This is a genomic window from Pseudomonas sp. H3_A02 (assembly GCF_054671965.1).
The window spans coordinates 4,983,458-5,001,125 of sequence record NZ_CP162807.1; the positions used below are offsets into that span (position 1 = coordinate 4,983,458).

Sequence of the window (17,668 nt, forward strand, 5' to 3'; positions counted from 1 at the left end):
TCCTCAAATGAAGATGCCGCGGGTCAAGCCGCCATCGATGCCAATGGATTCCCCGGTCACGGCGCCCGCCTTGGGCGATGCGAGGAAACCGATCAGCCAGCCCATTTCGATGGGCGCCAGGGTGCGTCGGATCGGCGTCGCATCGATGTAGGCCTGCTCCACCTGCTCGGGCGTCTTGCCCTGCTTGACCCCTTCGCGCTCGTACAGCTCCTGGATGTGCGGGGTGTCGACCACGCCGGGGTGGATCAGGTTGACCGTGATGCCGGAGGGGCCGAGTTGGTCGGAGAGGGTCTTGGTCATGTGGGCGATGGCCAGGTTGCGCATGCCCGAAAGGACTTTGCTGCCACGCCCGGTCAGGCCACCGATGTTGATGATGCGACCGAAGCCACCGGCCTTCATGTGCGGGGTCACCGCCTTGGCGCAGCGGAAATAGCCGATCACCTTGGTGTTGAGGTCCGAGAGCAATTCGTCGTCGCCGGCATGCTCGATGTCGTTGCGCACCACGCCGGACGGTGCCGCGGCGCCGTTGACCAGGATGTCGATGCGGCCAAAGTGCTTGTGGGCCGCCTCGACCATGTCGGACACCGCCGACATCTGGTTGGTGTCACAGAACAACGGCAGCACTTCGTTGCCGGTCTCTGCGGTGATTTCCTCGGCGGCTTGCTGGAGAAACTCCATGCGCCGCGCGCAGATCACCACCTTGCAACCTTCCTGGGACAAAAAGCGCGCGACTTCCTTGCCGATGCCCATACCACCGCCGGTGACGATCGCCACGCGGCCTTGCAATTCCAGATCCATAGCAGTTCCTCTTGTGATTATTCGGCTCAGGCCAGATCGACGAAGACACTTTTGGTTTCGGTGTAGGCATCGATCACGTTCTTACTCATTTCCCGACCCCAGCCGGATTGCTTGTAGCCGCCAAAGGGCGAGGCCGGGTCGACGACGTTCCAGCAGTTGATCCACACCGAGCCGGCCTTCAACTGCGCCGCCACGCGATGGGCGGAACGCAAGTCGCGGGTCCAGAGCCCGGCCGCCAGGCCGTAAGGCGAGTCATTGGCGCGCAGCACCAGTTCATCGATTTCGGTCCAGCTCATGACGGTCAGCACCGGGCCGAAGATTTCTTCCCGGGCGACACAGGCGCGCTCGGCACGGTCGAGAAACACGCTGGGGCGGACGAAGTGGCCGCGCTCCAGGTGGGCCGGCCGGTCACCGCCGCAGATCAGTTCGGCGCCTTCCTCCTGACCCCGTTGCAGGTAGCCACGCACCGTGCCCAGTTGCCGGGCCGAGACCAGCGGGCCCATGCTGCTGGCCGGATCCAGGCCTGGCCCCAACACATGGGCGGTCGCGTGGCGCTGGAGTTCTTCAAGCACCTGATCGAGGACGCTGGCGTGCACGTACAAACGTGATCCGGCGGTGCAGACCTGGCCCTGGTTGTAGAAAATGCCATCGGCGGCGCCTTTGGCGGCCCGGACGATATCGGCGTCCGGCAGGATGATGTTGGGGGACTTGCCACCCAGTTCCAGCGACACCTTCTTCATGTTGCCGGTGGCCGCTTGGGCGATCAGGCGGCCCACCTGGGTCGAGCCGGTGAAGGCGATCTTGTCCACGTCCGAGTGCTGGGCCAGCGGCGCGCCAGTCTGCGCACCCAGGCCAGTCAGCAGGTTGACCACCCCGGCCGGGAAACCGGCGGCCTCGATCAGTTGCACCAGGCGAATGGCAACCAGGGGCGTCTGCTCGGCGGGCTTGAGCACCGCGACACAACCGGTCGCCAGCACCGGGCCGAGCTTCCACACGCACATGGTCAACGGGAAGTTCCACGGCACGATCAAGGCGCAGACGCCCACCGGCTCGCGCAAGGTGTAGTTGAGCATCGGCGCGCCGCTGGAGGGCGACACCGGATGCGTGCTGCCTTCGATCTTGGTCGGCCAACCGGCGAAATAACGAATGATGTTGGCCGCGCTGGCCGCTTCCCCGCGGGCCGCGGCGATCGGCTTGCCGTTTTCCAAAGTGATCAGTTGCGCCAGTTCTTCGCGATGCTGGTCGAGCAGTTCCGCCAGGCGAAACAGCAACAACCCGCGCTGGGCCGGCGACTGTTGTGCCCAGGTCCCCGTGAAGGCCGCACGGGCAGCAGCGACGGCGGCATCCACGTCGCGTTCGCCGCCTTCGGCGACTTCAGCCAGGATGGATTCGCTGGCCGGGTTTTCCACGGCAAACCGGTGACCATCGGCGGCGTCCTGCCAGGTGCCACCGATAAACAGGCGCCCGGGTTGCGACAGGAACTTCTCGACCGCAGGTAACAATTGAATCTGATTCATATCCGCTCCTTCACAGCGCCATTTCAATCAGGCAAGGACCGCCGTCGGCCTTGGCATTGGCCAGGGCGCGGTGCAGCTCACCATTGGTGTGCACGGTGCTGGCCGGCAAGCCGTAGCCCTTGGCCAGGGCCTTCCAATCGATGCGCGGGCGATCCAGCACCGTCAGGCTCAGGGCCTCGGGGCCCAGCTCGGTCATGCCGAAGCGACGCAGTTCGTTTTGCAGGATGGCGTAGCGATGGTTGGCCGCGATCAGGATCACCACCGGCAGTTGCTCGCGGGCGATGCTCCACAAGGTCTGGATGGTGTACTGGGCACTGCCGTCCGACTGCAGGCAAAACACCTTGTTGCCAGGCTCGGCCATGGCAGCACCAAAACCCACCGGGATACCCTGGCCGATGGCCCCACCGGTGTTGGTCAACACCCGATGCCGTGCGGCATGGGCCGAGGCGGTGAAGAACGGATAGCCGCACGTCCCGCCTTCCACCGAAACGATGCAGTCGTCCGGCAGCGACGCGGCCAGCACCTGGCCCACCGACTGCGGCGTCAACGTGGCTTCGCCGGGCGGCAGTTCGATACCAGTTGGCGTGGGCACGTAAGCCGGCGCTTCAAGGGCATCGGCCAGCGCAGTGAGCGCCCCGGCAACATCGTCCCCCACCTCAGCCAGGCACAGCAGACGGTCACGCTCTGCCAGCCGGGAGGCAATGCCTTCGTAGCCGAAGTAGCTGATGGGCTCCGGGACGCCGGCGCAGACCACCGCGTCGTATTGGTCAAGGATCTCGATGGCCACTTCGGGGAAGTACGGCAAGCGATCCAGGTCTGGCAGGCCACCGCCGCGATAACTCATGCGTGGAAAGGTTTCGGCGAACAGGCGCACGCCCGGCAGTTGCGCCAGGCGCCCCGCCGCTTCCAGGCCGGCGACGGACAAGCCATGGTCGCCAACGATAAACACCAGGCGCCGACCCTCGCGCAATGCCTGAGCGACCGCCTCGATGCGATCACCAGCAAAACGCCGGACCGGAGCCTGCAATGCCGTGAAGGCTTTCTCGTGCTGCACGGTGTTGGCTTGCAAGTCCATTGGCAGGATCAGGCTGGCGATCTGGCCGTTGGCTTGCCAGGCGGCACGCACCGCCTCCTGGAAATCCTCACCAACGCCCGATGCCGTGCGCGAAGTACGTACCCACTTGGAAACGCTGCCGGCCAACGCCTGGATGTCACTGGCCAGGGGTGGATCGTAATTGACGTGCCAGGACGCGTGATCGCCGATCACGTTGACGATCGGGGTGTTGGCCCGACGCGCGTTGTGCAGGTTGGCAATGCCATTGGCAAAGCCTGGGCCGAGGTGCGTCAAGGTCATCGCCGGCTTGCCGGCGATCCGGCCGTAGCCGTCCGCCGCGCCGGTGCACACGCCTTCGAACAAGGACAACACTGGCTTGAGGGCTGGCGCGCTGGCCATGGCTGCCACCAGGGGAATTTCAGTCGTTCCGGGATTGGCGAAGCAGTATTCGATACCGCTTGCCACCGCCGCCTTCACTATCAGTTGCGCACCATTCATTTCCAGCCCTCTTCATCGAGCGTTTGCAGTGGCTGAGATTTATCACACAGCACAACCGACAAAACAAGCTATTTTTCTGCATTAAAATCATATTTTGAGATTAATGCATATTTTAAAAGAGTAAACGGCTGAAAATACGCTTGTATTTCTCAAGCATTGGGTTACCGTGGCAACGCGCTCCTGAGCGAGCCCGCGGGCTTTTCATCGCCGCCGTGGCTACCTATAGTGCTCACCCAACGACCCCCTACGCGCCATTCCCCCTTTAGGAGCGAAATGAGCAGTCTGAGCAAAATGCTGAGTGTGCTGGACCTTTTCGGCCCGGCATCGCTGAAGATCGACCCCGATACCATCGCCGAGCGCATGGGCCTGTCACGGGCGACCGTGTACCGCTACGTCAAGGATTTATGCGATGCCGGCCTGCTGGTGCGGGTGGATGCCGGCAGCTACGGCCTGGGGCCACGCATCATTGAACTGGACTGGATGATGCGGCAGTACGACCCGATCCTCGTGGCCGGCCGCGAGTTGATGCACGAGCTGTCCGACGCCACTGGCCTGGCGGTGTTCGCCAGCGTTTTCTACGACGGCCGCATCATCAACACCTACATTGCCGAACCCAGTGATACCTACCAGTTCTCATTCGGCCGCGGCCAACCGCTGCCGTTTTTTCGCGGTGCGCAATCCAAGGTGTTGATCGCCTTTCAGAAGGGTCGGCGCCTGCAACGCCTGTTCGAAGAACACCTGGCCAACGACCCCGACAGCGGCCATGACTGGACAAGTTTTTCCAAGGCCGCGAAAAAGATACGCAAGGACGGCTATTGCATGACCCACGACGAACTCAACCTGGGCCTCACCGGTATCGCGGCGCCGATCGTCAACCCGGAGCTCGACGAAGTGGTGGGCAGTCTCTCGGCCGTCGGCAGCACCGACAGCTTCAAGCTGCTGCGCCAGGAAACCGTGGTTGAAATGGTGATGGACACCACCCGGCGGATTGCCGAGCGGATGCAACATCCGCCCGCCGTCGGCTAGAAACCGGAGGTGCGGCCATACCGGTGCCCTGTGGGAGCGAGCTTGCTCGCGATAGCGGTGGATCAGTTGAGATGGGTGTTGATTGGGCCGCCATCATCGCGAGCAAGCTCGCTCTCACAGGGCTTACTGAACACCCCCCTGCTTAGAACGGAACGGCCACCGTCACCTGGCTGTACACGTTGGTGCCATTGCCCGCCACTTGATTGCCCCCCGTCGTTGCATCCCGATCCGGTTTGTAGAGACCGATCAGCGGAGTGATGATCAAGTGCTCGTTCACGGCCCACTCGGCATACAGGTCCAGCTCACGGGCATCCAGGTTCAGGGCGTTGTCTTTACGCACGGTGTTGTAATCGAAGTACAACGCACCGAGGGTCAGGTTCTCCAACGGCGTGGCGGTCAGGCCGACATGATGAATGCCCGTGTTGCTGTTGAAGGGTCCGGCATAGTTACCCGCGACTTCGCCCTGGAACCAGGTGCCATAACCCGTGCTCTGCCCGGTGAACAGCGAATCCCACTTCTGCGAATAGCGGGTGTAGCGGTACGTCAGCTTGGGTGCCCAGGCCAGATCGGCAAAGGTGTAGCCGGCCTCGGCGTACCAGGCGTTCTGCGGGCCGGCGTCCTTGTCCTGCCAGGCGTATTCAAATGCCAGGCTGGCGTTCTCGATGCCCGCGTCGCCTTCCCCACGAATGCTGTAGACGTCCATGCCCTCGCGTTGCTTCTGCAAATCGCTGGCCCAGCGATCATTCACATCAAGGCCATGGATCCAGGTCAAGCCCAATGTCCCAGCCTTGGCGGTGTAGTCCAGCGTGCCGGCGGTCAGTTCGGTTTCGGCCTGGGCGCGGTTGTCGGACTTGAGCCAGACCACACTGCCATGCAGCCCGTCCTGCCCACCCAAGCGCAACACCGCGGTCTGATCGAACGCGTGCCGGGCGGCCAGGTAATAGGCACCACCGCGATTCAAGCGACCATCGGCCGGCCCTTTGCCCAGGTTCGGCCCGTCATCGTTGATCAAGAAACCCCGGCCCAGCTTGACCACCTGGCGACCGCCGGAAATATCGACACCGTCCTGCCCCAGCACGGGGAACAGGTCGGCGGAGCGCCAGCCCAGGTAAGCGTCTTCGATCTTGGTGGTGCGTTCGGACCCAAGGGAATTACCGGCCGAATCGCCATCGCCCCAAGTGGCGGAACTGACCAGGCTGAACGCCCCGTAGGCGGTGCCATGGCCGGCCAGGCCCTGGTCGCCGCTGACGCCATACTTGATAAAGCCTTCGCGCCAGGTTGAACCGCCGGGCCTGCCGTCGTAGTTCTTACGGCTGTTGAAGTGGCCGAACACCGCCAGCATGTCGGCGTTGAGGTGCGTGTCGTCATCGGCATACAACTCATAGGCCTGGACCTGACTCGCGGCGCAAAGCGCCAGCGTACAGGCCAGACCACTGCCGAAAAATTCCATACAGGATAGGTTCCGCATGGCTGGAGCTCCTTGTGGTGCGCCTTTGAAGGCTGTCTTTATATTCAGGATCCGGCGCAGCACGCTGCGCCGGCTGGTCGGGCTAGCGGCAGTCGGCGAGCGCGCTGTCCAACACACCGACCATCAGGGCGGCCTCGTCGCAGGTGAGGGTCAGCGGTGGCGACATCACGATTTTGTTACCGATCGGGCGCAGCAATACGCCGGCGCGCCGCGCTTGCTCGGCGATACGCGAGGCCAGGCCGTTGGCCGGGTCCAGCGGCTCGCGGGTGACCTTGTCCGCCACCAGGTCCACGGCGATCATCAAGCCCTTGCCCCGCACTTCGCCCACCACCGCATAGCGCTCGGTCAGCGGCTGCAGCTGCTCCAGCAATTGGGCACCGACTTTCCCGGCATTGCCCGGCAAGTCCTCGGCCTCGACGATGTCCAGCACCGCCAGGGCCGCCGCACAGGCGGTCGGGTGTCCGCTGTAGGTGTAGCCGTGCATGATCACGTTGCTGAAGCCCGGGCCGTTCTCGATGGCATCGACGATGCGCTGGTTGAAGACCGTGGCGCCCATGGGGATGTAGCCGGCGGTGATGCCCTTGGCCAGGCACAGCACGTCGGGTGCGACGCCCCAGCCCCGACTGCCGAGCATGCAGCCGGTGCGGCCGAACCCGGTGACCACTTCATCGGCGATCAACAGGATGCCGTGGCGGTCGCAGACTTCCCGCAGCTTCGTCCAGTAATGTGCCGGCGGCACGATCACGCCACCGGCACCTTGCACCGGCTCGGCGATCAGCGCGGCAATGGTCTGCGGACCGAGCAGCGCAATCTGGTCTTCCAATTGACGAATGCAGTGAGCGGTCAGTTCGTCTGGATCGCGGCAGTCCCAGGGATTGCGGTACAGCCACGGTGTATCGAGCAGATGACAGCCGGCCAATAGCGGCCCGTGGTTGTAGTGATAGACCCCATTGCCACCCACGGAAGTGCCGCCCACGTGCACGCCATGGTAGCCATTGCGCAACGATAGAAAGCGCGTGCGCCCGGGTTCGCCGCTGGCGATCCAGTATTGGCGGGCCATTTTCAGGGCTGTCTCCACCGCATCGGAACCGCCGGAACTGAACAGCACCCGCGCCATGTTTTCCTGGGCGAACATCGACGTCAGCCGCTCGGCCAGGTCAAACACCCGCGGATGGGCGATGCCGTCGAAGGTCTGGTAATAGGCCAGTTCGTCCAGTTGCGCGGCGATGGCCGCCTTCACCGAAGGCCGGTTATGGCCCACGTTCACGTTCCACAGGCCGCCGACACCATCGAGCATGCGATGCCCTTCGATATCGGTGATGTAGTTACCGTCGCCACGGGCGATGATCAACGTCTTGGAGCGATTGGCGGGCGCCGAAGAACTCATCGGGTGCCAGAATTTCTTCTGGGCTGTCTTGTAGTGCTCGTACATGGTTGCCGTCCTCACTTTGTTTCACGCTTGCGTACGTACAGCAGCTGCTGGCCGGTAAACTCCAGCAACCCTTCAAGGCCGAATTCGACGCCGAACCCGGACATCTTGCTGCCGCCAAACGGCGTATTCGGCTGGATCTGCGCATGGCAGTTGACCCAGGCCATGCCACATTCCAAGCGACTGGCCAGTGCCTGTGCCTGCTCGCTGTCGCCGCCCCAGACCGATCCACCCAGGCCCATGTCACCGGCATTGGCGCGGCGCAGGACGTCCTCGACATCCTCATAGGCGATTAGGGGCAACACCGGGCCGAACTGTTCCTCGTCCACCAGGCGCTGCCCGTCGGTCACATCGGCCACCAGCGTCGGCGGATAGAAAAAGCCCGGGCGGTCCAGACGGGCACCGCCGCACAACACCCGCGCTCCATGGGCACGGGCATCGGCCACCAGGTCCTCAACCAGCTTCAACTGCTCGAGGTTCTGCACCGGGCCAAACGTGACCCCAGGCGTCAGGCCGTCACCCACCACCTGACGCTGGGCGATCTTGGCCAGGGCCTCGGCAAAGGCCTCGTACTGGGATTGGTGGATGTACAAGCGCTTGAGGGCGGCGCAGGTCTGCCCCATGTTCAGGAACGCCGCCTGGAAAATGTCTTCGACCACCGCCTCGACCGACGTGCCGGGCAGCACGATGGCGGCATCGTTACCGCCCAGTTCCAGGGTCAGGCGCTTGAGGTTGCCAGCGGCGCCGCGCATCACGCTTTGGCCGGTGGCGGTCGAGCCGGTGAAGACGATTTTCTGGATGCCGGCATGGGCAGTGATCGCGCTACCGAAACCTTGTTCGCCGGTCACGCTATTGATCACGCCCCGCGGGACATGGCGCGCGATGATCTCCACCAGGCGCAGGGTGCTCAAGGGGGTCAGGCTGGACGGCTTGCTGATCACGCAGTTGCCGGCCCGCAACGCCGGCATGATGTGCCAGACGGCGATCATGAATGGCCAGTTCCAGGGCGTGATCGACGCGACGACACCCAACGGCTTGCGGTGCAGTTCAATGCGCTGGCTCGGGGTCTCCTCCACCAACTCCACGGGAATCTGTTGTTCGGCGGCGTAACGCGTCCAGGCCACCGCGCCCATCACTTCGGAGAACGCCAGTTCCAGCGGTTTGCCCTGCTCCAGGACAATCAGCCGGGCCAACGACTCGGCGCCCTGTTCGATGTCCGCCGCGATGCTCAGCAGGCGCTGGCGGCGATCTTCATGGGTGCTGTGGCGCCACTCGACAAAGGCCGATTGCGCCGCTTCGACGGCAAGGTCCAGTTGCGCCAGGGAACCGGCCGCGCAGCGGGCGAACACCGTAGCGGTCGCCGGATTGACCACATCGAAGTGACCGTTTTCGCCGTCGACCCGGGCCCCATTGATGAGCATTTGATAATCGTGCATAGCTTCTTCCTTTCGCGCGCTGTCGGACCGTCCCGAACGACAGCGCAGTTTTTTTGTGTGGTTTGACGTGGCCCGTGACGCCCTAGAGCTTGTGGCTACCCAACGCCATGAACCGCTCAGGCGACGCCTTGCGCAATCGGGCGGCGAGGAACACACCGACGATCAGCGCGGCGGGAATGACGGCGCAAAGGCCGTAGGACAACAGCTGGCTGGCGCCGGTCAGCACGTCGAAATGAATCACTGCAAGGACCAGGACCGCCAGCAATGCCAGGCACGAAAAGCCCGGAAGAATCCGACCGCGCCAGAGCCCCAGCTTCAACTCCGGGTGCGAGCGGAAATAGACGAATACCGCCGCCGAGGTCAGGGCCATGAGCAGGATCACGCACAACGTCGCCAGGTTGGAGAACCAGGCGAACAATTGCAGGATCGGATCGGCATCCAACGCGGCAAAGATCAACACCACCACCGCCGCGATCAGGCTTTGCAGGACCGAGCCCATGTGCGGGCTCTGGTGCACGCGATGGGTGGTGCCCAACCGGCTGTGCAACAAACCGTCACGTCCGATGGCATAGAAGTAACGCGCCGCGGCGTTGTGGAACGCCAGCAGCCCGGCGTAGATGCTGACCATGAACAGCACGCGGATGATCTGGGTCAGCTGCGGGCCGACAAAGTGATCGGACATACCGTAGATGAACGTGGTGGGATCCTGGAGCGCCTGCAAGGTCGGCACGATCTTGTCCGCCCCTACACCAATCACCATCGCCCAGACCGACAGGGCATAGAAACCACCGATCAACAGCACCGAACTGTAGGTGGCGATGGGAATCGTACGGTGCGGGTTCCTGGCCTCCTCACCATAGATGGTGGTGGCCTCGAAGCCGATGAACGCTGCGAAGCAGAACAGCAAGCCGATGGACGGCGTGCCGCTGAATACATGGCTGCGATCGAACGAATCGAGATTGATGCCACTGTCGCCACCGGTCTTGAGGATGGCGAAATCCAGCGTCAGGATCGCCAGGTATTCGGCAATGACCACCACCGACAGCACCCGGGCCGACAGGTCGATCTTGCGATAACCAAGAATCGCGATGCTCGCCATCGCCAGGAGCGAATACGTCCACCACGGCAAATCCAGGCCAAAGACGCTGGCCATCGTGCCGCTGACCACACCGCCGAACATGCCGTACAGGCCGACCTGGAGAATGTTGTAGGCAAACATCGCCAACACCCCCGCCGCACCACCGGCCAGGCCACCCAAACCGCGAGCGGTAAATGCATAGAAACCACCGGCGTTGGTCATGTGTCGGGACATGGCGGTGTAGCCCGCCGAGAACGCCAATAACACCAGCAAGGCCAGGATCAGCAACGCCGGTGTGCCGGCGCCGTTGCCCAGCATGATGCCAATGGGGAAGCCGCCGGCGATGACGCTCAAAGGGCTCGCCGCCGAAATCACAAAGAAGATAATGAAGCCGACACCCAGGGCGCCACGCTTCAACTCCGTCGAGCTGCTGATCGGGAAAGATACGCTCATTGTTCTTGACCTTATTGTATGAGGCAGTTGTTGCTGGATCGGAGACGGCCCGCTTCACCGACTTCCAAAAGCTTATTGTTCTGCTTGCACGCTGGATTCGATGCTAGGCCCTGGCCGAAACCCTTCGCTATCCCAAAACGGCAGCATCCGAGGCGGTGCCCCAAAACAGGTCAGCCCTTGTGGCGAGGGGATTTATCCCCGCTGGGCTGCGAAGCGGCCCCCAAACCATGCTGCTCGGTGTGCCAGGAAGGTTGAGTTCGCTGTCTTAGGGCTGCTGCGCAGCCCAGCGGGGATAAATCCCCTCACCACAGGGACGTCGTCGCCCTACTAAGTGAACCGCATTGGCCCCATGCCAGCGCACAACGGCTGCCGATTCGGGATAACGGGAAAATGCCTCCTGCCGCAAGATAACCTCGCCCACCGCTCAGACAGCGCTGGGCCCAAAACAATAAAAGCCCCTAAGCGCAGGAAACTCTCAGCATGTTCTTCGCTCGTCTCTCTATCCAATGGCGGATCACGCTCCTGAGTGGGCTGTGCCTGCTGGCCGTCGTCGGGGCACTGACCGGAGCCTCCCTGTATCAGAACGAGCAAGGCGCCACCCTGCTCAAGCAGCAAAGCAGTCAACTGCTCGGGCGCTCGGCCCTGGAAGGTCTGCAGGCACAGGGCCTGGCACACGGTCAGCGGGTGGAACGGTTTTTCAGCGAAACGGCGATCTATGGGGAAGGCTTTGCCCAACAGGTCCTGCAACTGCGTACCCAGGCGTGGAACGGGCGACTGACGCCAGGGCAACTGCGCCGGGACCTGATCGCCGCGACCCGCCAGGCCCTTCAGAACCGCGAAAAAGTCCTCGGTTTCTACGTGGTGCTGCTTCCCGACGCACTGGTCGGTGAAGATGCCGGTTTCGCTGGACAACGCGATCTGGCCGGCAATGAAAAAGGTCGCTTCGCCCTGTACTGGTCGCAAAGCCAACCCGGGCATCTGGTACAAGAGGTGCTCAGCGAAGCCCAGATCAGCGCCAACACCGCCCCACCGGGCAGCGAGCCAGCCAACGCCTGGTACGTCTGCCCGCAGACCCAGGGGCGCACCTGCGTGACAGAGCCCTACGCGATCGAAGTCGAAGGCCAGAAGACGTTGATGAGCAGCATCTCCATACCGTTGCTGGACCAGGGCAAAGTCATCGGCGTGGTGGGCATGGACATCAGCCTCGATACCCTCCAGCAACTCGCCGCCAGCCTTGCCAACGACCTGTATCCCGGCCACAGCGAGATCAACATTCTTTCCCCGTCAGGACAAATTGCCGGCCATAGCGGCGAGGTTGACGGCACCTCCATCGACGTTCGCCAAGCCGTGCAAACCACTCCCGCCAATACCCCCTGGCAATTGCAGATACGCGTGCCACAAGCGCTTGTGCAAGCGCCAGCCCTGCACATGCAGGCGCAGTTGGACGACAAGCATCGCCAGGCCAATTGGTTCAACCTCAGCCTGGGCTTGCTGGCTGCCGGCCTGGGACTGTTACTCATCTGGCTCACCGCTTACGGCGTGACCCGGCCGCTGCTGCGGGTGGCGCAGATGCTCGATGCGATTGTCGACGGCGACGGCGATCTCACCCAGCGCCTGCCCAACGACCGCCACGATGAGCTGGGCCATCTGGCGCAGGGTTTCAATCGCTTTCTCGACAAGTTGCAACCCATCATCCGCGATATCCAGCAAGCCTCCCTGGACACCCGCGACACCGCCGATACGTCGGCGCAAGTGGCCCGGGAAGTCAGCGCGGGCATGCACACGCAGTACCGGGAAGTCGAGCTGGCAGCAACCGCCCTGCATGAAATGAGCACCAGCGCCCAGGAAGTGGCTCGCCATTCCAACCAGGCGGCCGATGCCGCCACCGTCGCTGAGAACGCAAGCCGATCGGGACGGGAATTGTTCGCCAACGCGGTCACCAGCATCGACAGCCTAGACCGGCGCCTGGAAACCACCCTCGAGCAAGTGCAGGCGCTGGCCGGCAACAGCCAGCACATCGGCCAGGTGCTGGACGTGATCTGTGCCATTGCCCAACAGACCAACCTGCTGGCCTTGAATGCCGCCATCGAAGCAGCCAGGGCGGGTGAACAAGGGCGCGGCTTCGCCGTGGTGGCCGACGAAGTTCGCCATTTGGCCAGCAACACCCAGAACTCGGTCGAGCAGATACGCACGGTGATCGAAGCACTACAACAGTTGAGCCAGGAGGTCGTGCACAGCACCCAACTGAGCCGCGAACAGGCCAGGGACAGCGTCGCTCAAGTCGAAAAGACCCATGTGGCGCTGCAACACATCACCGACGCCGTGGAAGTGATCGAACACATGAACCAGCAGATCGCCAGCGCCGCTCTGGAGCAAAGCGCTGTCGTGGAAGACATCAGTCATCGCGTCAGCGACATTCGCGGGATCAGCGAGACCTTGACCAGCCGGATGGAAGAAGCCTCGCAGGCCAGCCACTCGCTGCATGCCATGGCCAACCATCAGCAAAAGTTGGTGGGTCACTTTCGGACTTAAGGGGGATTACACAATTTCACAGAGCGCCTACAAAGCTTCACCCCTGGCACTGGCTTCGATCCCTACCATGGGCGGCTCAATAGTGGGGAAGCACCATGTCCAAGATTCCTTTTGTCACACTGAGCCTGTTGGTCGGCGCGCTGCTGCTCAGTGGCTGTGATAGCGCCTCGACTCCGCAAGCCTCCGCCCCGCTGGCAAGCGTGCGTGTCGAAACCGTCCAGGCCCGGCCACTGTCGATCAGCAACGAGCTGAGCGGCCGGATCGCCGCGCCACGGGTCGCCGAAGTCCGGGCACGGGTGGCCGGCGTGGTCTTGCAGCGGGTGTTTCATGAGGGTCGCGACGTCAAACAGGGTGAGGTGCTGTTTCGCATCGATCCGGCACCGTTCAAGGCCGACCTGGACAGTGCCGAGGCGGCGTTGCGCAAGGCCGAGGCCAATGCGTTCCAGGCCCGTTTGCAGGCACAACGTTACGCCCAGTTGATCGACGACAAGGCGATCAGTGGCCAGGATTACGACAATGCCCGGGCCAGCGTGCGCCAGACGGCCGCGGACGTCGCCGCCAACAAGGCCGCGGTGGAACGGGCGAAACTGAACCTGGGGTACGCCACGGTGACCGCACCGATTTCCGGACGCATCGGGCGCGCCCTGGTGACTGAAGGCGCCTTGGTGGGGCAGAACGAAAGCACGCCGTTGGCGCTGATCCAGCAACTGGACCCGATCCACGCCGACCTCACGCAATCGACCCGCGAACTCAACGACCTGCGCCGCGCCTTTCGCGCGGGGCTTTTGCAAGCGGTCGGCCAGGACCAGGCCAAGGCCACCTTGATCCAGGACGACGGCAGCCCTTATCCGTTGCCCGGCAAGTTGCTGTTCACCGACCTCAGCGTTGATCCGAGCACCGGCCAGATCACCCTGCGCAGCGAGTTCCCCAACCCGGACCTGGACCTGCTGCCGGGCAGTTTCATCCGCGTGCGCCTCGAACAAGCAGTCAACAGCCAGGGCATCACCGTGCCGCAACGGGCCATCCTGCGCGACAGCGCCGGAGTTGCCCAGGTCTTGCTGCTGGACGCCGAGCAGAAGGTCAGCCAGCAACCGGTGCAACTGGGCGCTGCGCAAAACGATCGCTGGGTCGTCACCCACGGTTTGAAACCCGGCGACCGCATCGTCATCGAGGGTCTGCAACACGCCCGTCCCGGCGAGCAGGTCCGAGTCGACGATTCCCCTCTTCCCCTCGCCCAGGTTCCCGGGCCACAGGCAGGACACTAAGCCATGCCGCAATTTTTCATCGACCGTCCGGTATTCGCCTGGGTCGTCGCGCTGTTCATTCTGTTGTCTGGTGTCTTGGCCATTCCACAGCTGCCGGTGGCGCAATACCCGGTCGTGGCCCCGCCACAGATCGAGATCTATACCGTGTACCCGGGCGCCTCGGCGCAAACCGTGGACGAAAGCGTGGTCAGCCTGATCGAGGAAGAACTCAACGGCGCCGACAACCTGCTGTATTTCGAATCCCAAAGCAGCCTGGGCAGCGCCACCATCACCGCGACCTTCCAACCCGGGACCAACCCGGAACTGGCCCAGGTCGACGTGCAGAACCGCCTCAAAGCGGTGGAGTCGCGCCTGCCGCAAGCGGTCACGCAGCAGGGCTTGCAGGTGGACAAAGTCTCCGCCGGCTTCCTGCTGCTGATCACCCTCACCTCCAGCGACGGCAAGCTCGACGACGTGGCCCTCAGCGATTACCTGGCGCGCAACGTGATGAACGAGATCAAGCGCCTGGACGGTGTCGGCAAGGCCCAGCTGTACGGGGCCGAGCGAGCCATGCGGATCTGGATCGACCCGCAGAAACTCGTCGGCTTCAACCTGACCCCGGCCGACGTCAATGCCGCCATCGTGGCGCAGAACGCCCAGGTATCGGCCGGCAGCCTGGGGGATTTGCCGAGCCGCAGCACCCAGGAAATCACCGCGACCATCGTCGTCAAAGGCCAGCTCAACACGCCTCAAGAATTTGCCGACATTGTGCTCAAGGCCAACCCCGATGGCTCGACGGTGCGCATCGCCGACGTGGCCCGGGTGGAAATCGGCAGCCAGGAATACCAGTTTTCCACGCGCCTGAACGGCAAGCCGTCCACCGCGGTGGCGGTGCAACTGTCGCCGGGCGCCAATGCCTTGAACACCGCGACCCTGGTGCGCAACAAGATGGACGAGCTGTCGCGCTACTTCCCGGCTGGCGTGGAATACAAGATTCCCTACGACACCTCCCCCTTCGTCAAAGTCTCGATCACCAAAGTGATCTATACCCTCGGCGAAGCGATGCTGCTGGTATTCGCGGTGATGTTCCTGTTCCTGCAGAACATCCGCTACACCCTGATCCCGACCCTGGTGGTGCCGGTGGCGTTGATGGGCACCTTCGCGACGATGCTCGCGCTGGGGTTCTCGATCAACGTGCTGACCATGTTCGGCATGGTGCTGGCCATCGGCATCCTGGTGGACGATGCCATCGTGGTGGTGGAGAACGTCGAGCGGATCATGGCCCAGGAAGGCTTGTCGCCCAAAGAGGCCACGCGCAAGGCCATGGGGCAGATCACCGGTGCCATCATCGGCATCACCCTGGTGCTGGTGGCGGTGTTCCTTCCGATGGCGTTCATGCAGGGCTCGGTGGGGGTGATTTATCAGCAGTTCTCGCTGTCCATGGCGACGTCGATCCTGTTCTCGGCCTTTCTCGCCCTGACCTTGACCCCGGCGCTTTGCGCGACCTTGCTCAAGCCGGTCGCCCCGGGTGACCACCACGCCAAAAGCGGTTTCTTCGGCTGGTTCAACCGTGGCTTCGACCGATTCGGCGACCGCTATCAGGGTTGGGTGGCCTATGCGCTGAAACGCAGCGGCCGTTATCTGCTGATCTACGGCGTGCTGCTGGTGGGCATGGGCCTGCTGTTCAGTCGCCTGCCCTCCTCGTTTCTGCCGGTGGAAGACCAGGGCTACACCATCACCGACATCCAGTTGCCACCGGGCGCGAGTAAAAACCGGACGGTGCAGGTGGTGGAGCAGATCGAAGCCCACAACGCCGGCGAGCCGGGGGTCGGCGACAGCACGATCATTCTCGGTTTCAGCTTCTCCGGCAGTGGGCAGAACGCGGCCCTGGCCTTCACCACCCTGAAGGACTGGTCGCAGCGCGGTGCCGAGGATTCGGCGGCGTCGATCGCCGACCGTGCCAATCTGGCGCTGGGTCAAATCAAGGACGCCATGGCGTTCTCGGTGCTGCCACCACCCGTGGATGGCCTGGGCACTTCCAGCGGTTTCGAGTTCCGTTTGCAGGACCGGGGTGGCCTCGGCCATGCCACCTTGATGCAGGCCCGCAGCGAATTGCTCGCCGCCGCCGAAAAAAGCCCGATGCTGATGAATGTGCGCGAAAGCGCCCTGGCCGAAGCGCCGCAGGTGCAATTGGAGGTCGACCGCAAGCAGGCCAATGCCCTGGGCATTTCCTTTGCCGATGTTGGCAGTGTGTTGTCCACGGCGGTGGGTTCGGCCTACATCAACGACTTCCCCAACCAGGGACGCATGCAGCGGGTGGTGGTCCAGGCCGAGGGCGACCAGCGCAGCCAGGTCGAAGACTTATTGAAGATCCACGTGCGCAACAACAGCGGGAAAATGGTTCCGTTGTCGGCATTCGTCCAGGCCCGCTGGACCCAGGGGCCGGCGCAATTGACCCGGTATAACGGTTATCCGGCGGTGAGCATTTCCGGCGAACCGGCACCGGGCTACAGCACCGGGCAAGCCATGGCCGAAATCGAACGGCTGGTGGCCCAGGGGCCGACGGGCCTGGGCCAGGAATGGACCGGGTTGTCCTTGCAAGAACGCTTGTCCGGCAGCCAGGCGCCGATCCTGTTGGGGCTGTCGCTGCTGGTGGTGTTCCTGTGCCTGGCGGCGCTGTACGAGAGCTGGTCGATTCCGACCTCGGTGTTGCTGGTGGTGCCGCTGGGGGTGCTGGGTGCGGTATTGGCCGTGTCGTTGCGCGGCATGCCCAACGATGTGTTCTTCAAGATCGGGCTGATCACCATCATCGGTCTGTCGGCGAAGAACGCGATCCTGATCATTGAGTTCGCCAAGAGCCTGTACGACGACGGCCACGATCTGATCGACGCAACGCTTGAGGCCGCCCGCCTGCGCTTGCGACCGATCATCATGACTTCGCTGGCGTTCATCCTTGGCGTGGTGCCGCTGGCGATTGCCACCGGGGCCAGCTCGGCGAGCCAGCAGGCCATCGGCACCGGGGTGATCGGCGGGATGATCAGCGCCACGCTGGCGGTGGTGTTCGTGCCGGTGTTTTTTGTGGTGGTGATGAAGCGTGTCAGGCGTGTTGATGCCAAGTGAGGCTAGGCCTTATAG

At 63.3% G+C, this 17,668-nt stretch carries 10 protein-coding genes and 2 pseudogenes; 5 read left to right on the forward strand and 7 right to left on the reverse strand.

What is annotated here, in order from left to right; all coding sequences use genetic code 11:
• Positions 1-3 precede the first annotated feature (3 nt).
• The 3 genes from AB4N80_RS21870 to AB4N80_RS21880 are packed head-to-tail and all read right to left on the reverse strand — an operon-like array spanning position 4 to position 3,867.
• On the reverse strand, positions 4-798 hold the full coding sequence (locus tag AB4N80_RS21870) for an SDR family NAD(P)-dependent oxidoreductase (protein WP_122566339.1): 795 nt from the start codon (positions 796-798) through the stop codon (positions 4-6).
• A 26-nt stretch (positions 799-824) separates the two neighbouring features.
• On the reverse strand, positions 825-2,315 hold the full coding sequence (locus AB4N80_RS21875; protein ID WP_460078778.1) for an aldehyde dehydrogenase family protein: 1,491 nt from the start codon (positions 2,313-2,315) through the stop codon (positions 825-827).
• Positions 2,316-2,325: 10 nt separating this feature from the next.
• The gene (locus tag AB4N80_RS21880) at positions 2,326-3,867 is read right to left on the reverse strand and encodes an acetolactate synthase large subunit (protein WP_122566337.1); all 1,542 of its coding nucleotides are present in this window, start codon (positions 3,865-3,867) and stop codon (positions 2,326-2,328) included.
• Positions 3,868-4,140: 273 nt separating this feature from the next.
• Here AB4N80_RS21880 and AB4N80_RS21885 point away from each other — a divergent pair, with 273 nt between their 5' ends.
• Positions 4,141-4,893: an IclR family transcriptional regulator gene (locus tag AB4N80_RS21885; protein ID WP_122566336.1), complete on the forward strand. Its 753-nt coding sequence runs from the start codon at positions 4,141-4,143 to the stop codon at positions 4,891-4,893.
• A gap of 142 nt (positions 4,894-5,035) precedes the next feature.
• Here AB4N80_RS21885 and AB4N80_RS21890 read toward each other — a convergent pair whose 3' ends face one another.
• The 4 genes from AB4N80_RS21890 to AB4N80_RS21905 all read right to left on the reverse strand — a co-directional run bounded on the left by AB4N80_RS21890 (position 5,036) and on the right by AB4N80_RS21905 (position 10,757).
• Positions 5,036-6,361 carry an alginate export family protein gene (locus tag AB4N80_RS21890; RefSeq protein ID WP_460078781.1) on the reverse strand — a complete coding sequence of 442 codons (1,326 nt, stop codon included), beginning with the start codon at positions 6,359-6,361 and terminating at the stop codon, positions 5,036-5,038.
• Between the two features lie 82 nt (positions 6,362-6,443).
• Positions 6,444-7,793, reverse strand: coding sequence for an aminotransferase class III-fold pyridoxal phosphate-dependent enzyme (locus AB4N80_RS21895; protein ID WP_122566334.1), 1,350 nt, complete (start codon positions 7,791-7,793; stop codon positions 6,444-6,446).
• A gap of 11 nt (positions 7,794-7,804) precedes the next feature.
• Entirely contained in the window at positions 7,805-9,226 is a 1,422-nt protein-coding gene (locus AB4N80_RS21900) for an aldehyde dehydrogenase family protein (protein WP_460078784.1), read from the reverse strand.
• An 82-nt stretch (positions 9,227-9,308) separates the two neighbouring features.
• Complete coding sequence (locus AB4N80_RS21905) at positions 9,309-10,757, reverse strand: APC family permease (RefSeq protein WP_122566332.1); 1,449 nt, start codon at positions 10,755-10,757, stop codon at positions 9,309-9,311.
• A gap of 480 nt (positions 10,758-11,237) precedes the next feature.
• Here AB4N80_RS21905 and AB4N80_RS21910 point away from each other — a divergent pair.
• The 4 genes and pseudogenes from AB4N80_RS21910 to AB4N80_RS21925 all read left to right on the forward strand — a co-directional run.
• Positions 11,238-12,383 (forward strand): annotated as a pseudogene (locus AB4N80_RS21910) (cache domain-containing protein); the annotation flags it as partial.
• Positions 12,384-12,692: 309 nt separating this feature from the next.
• A pseudogene (locus AB4N80_RS21915) lies at positions 12,693-13,289 on the forward strand (methyl-accepting chemotaxis protein); the annotation flags it as partial.
• A gap of 95 nt (positions 13,290-13,384) precedes the next feature.
• Entirely contained in the window at positions 13,385-14,554 is a 1,170-nt protein-coding gene (locus AB4N80_RS21920; RefSeq protein WP_122566329.1) for an efflux RND transporter periplasmic adaptor subunit, read from the forward strand.
• Positions 14,555-14,557: 3 nt separating this feature from the next.
• Entirely contained in the window at positions 14,558-17,653 is a 3,096-nt protein-coding gene (locus AB4N80_RS21925) for an efflux RND transporter permease subunit (protein ID WP_122566328.1), read from the forward strand.
• Positions 17,654-17,668: the final 15 nt, after the last annotated feature.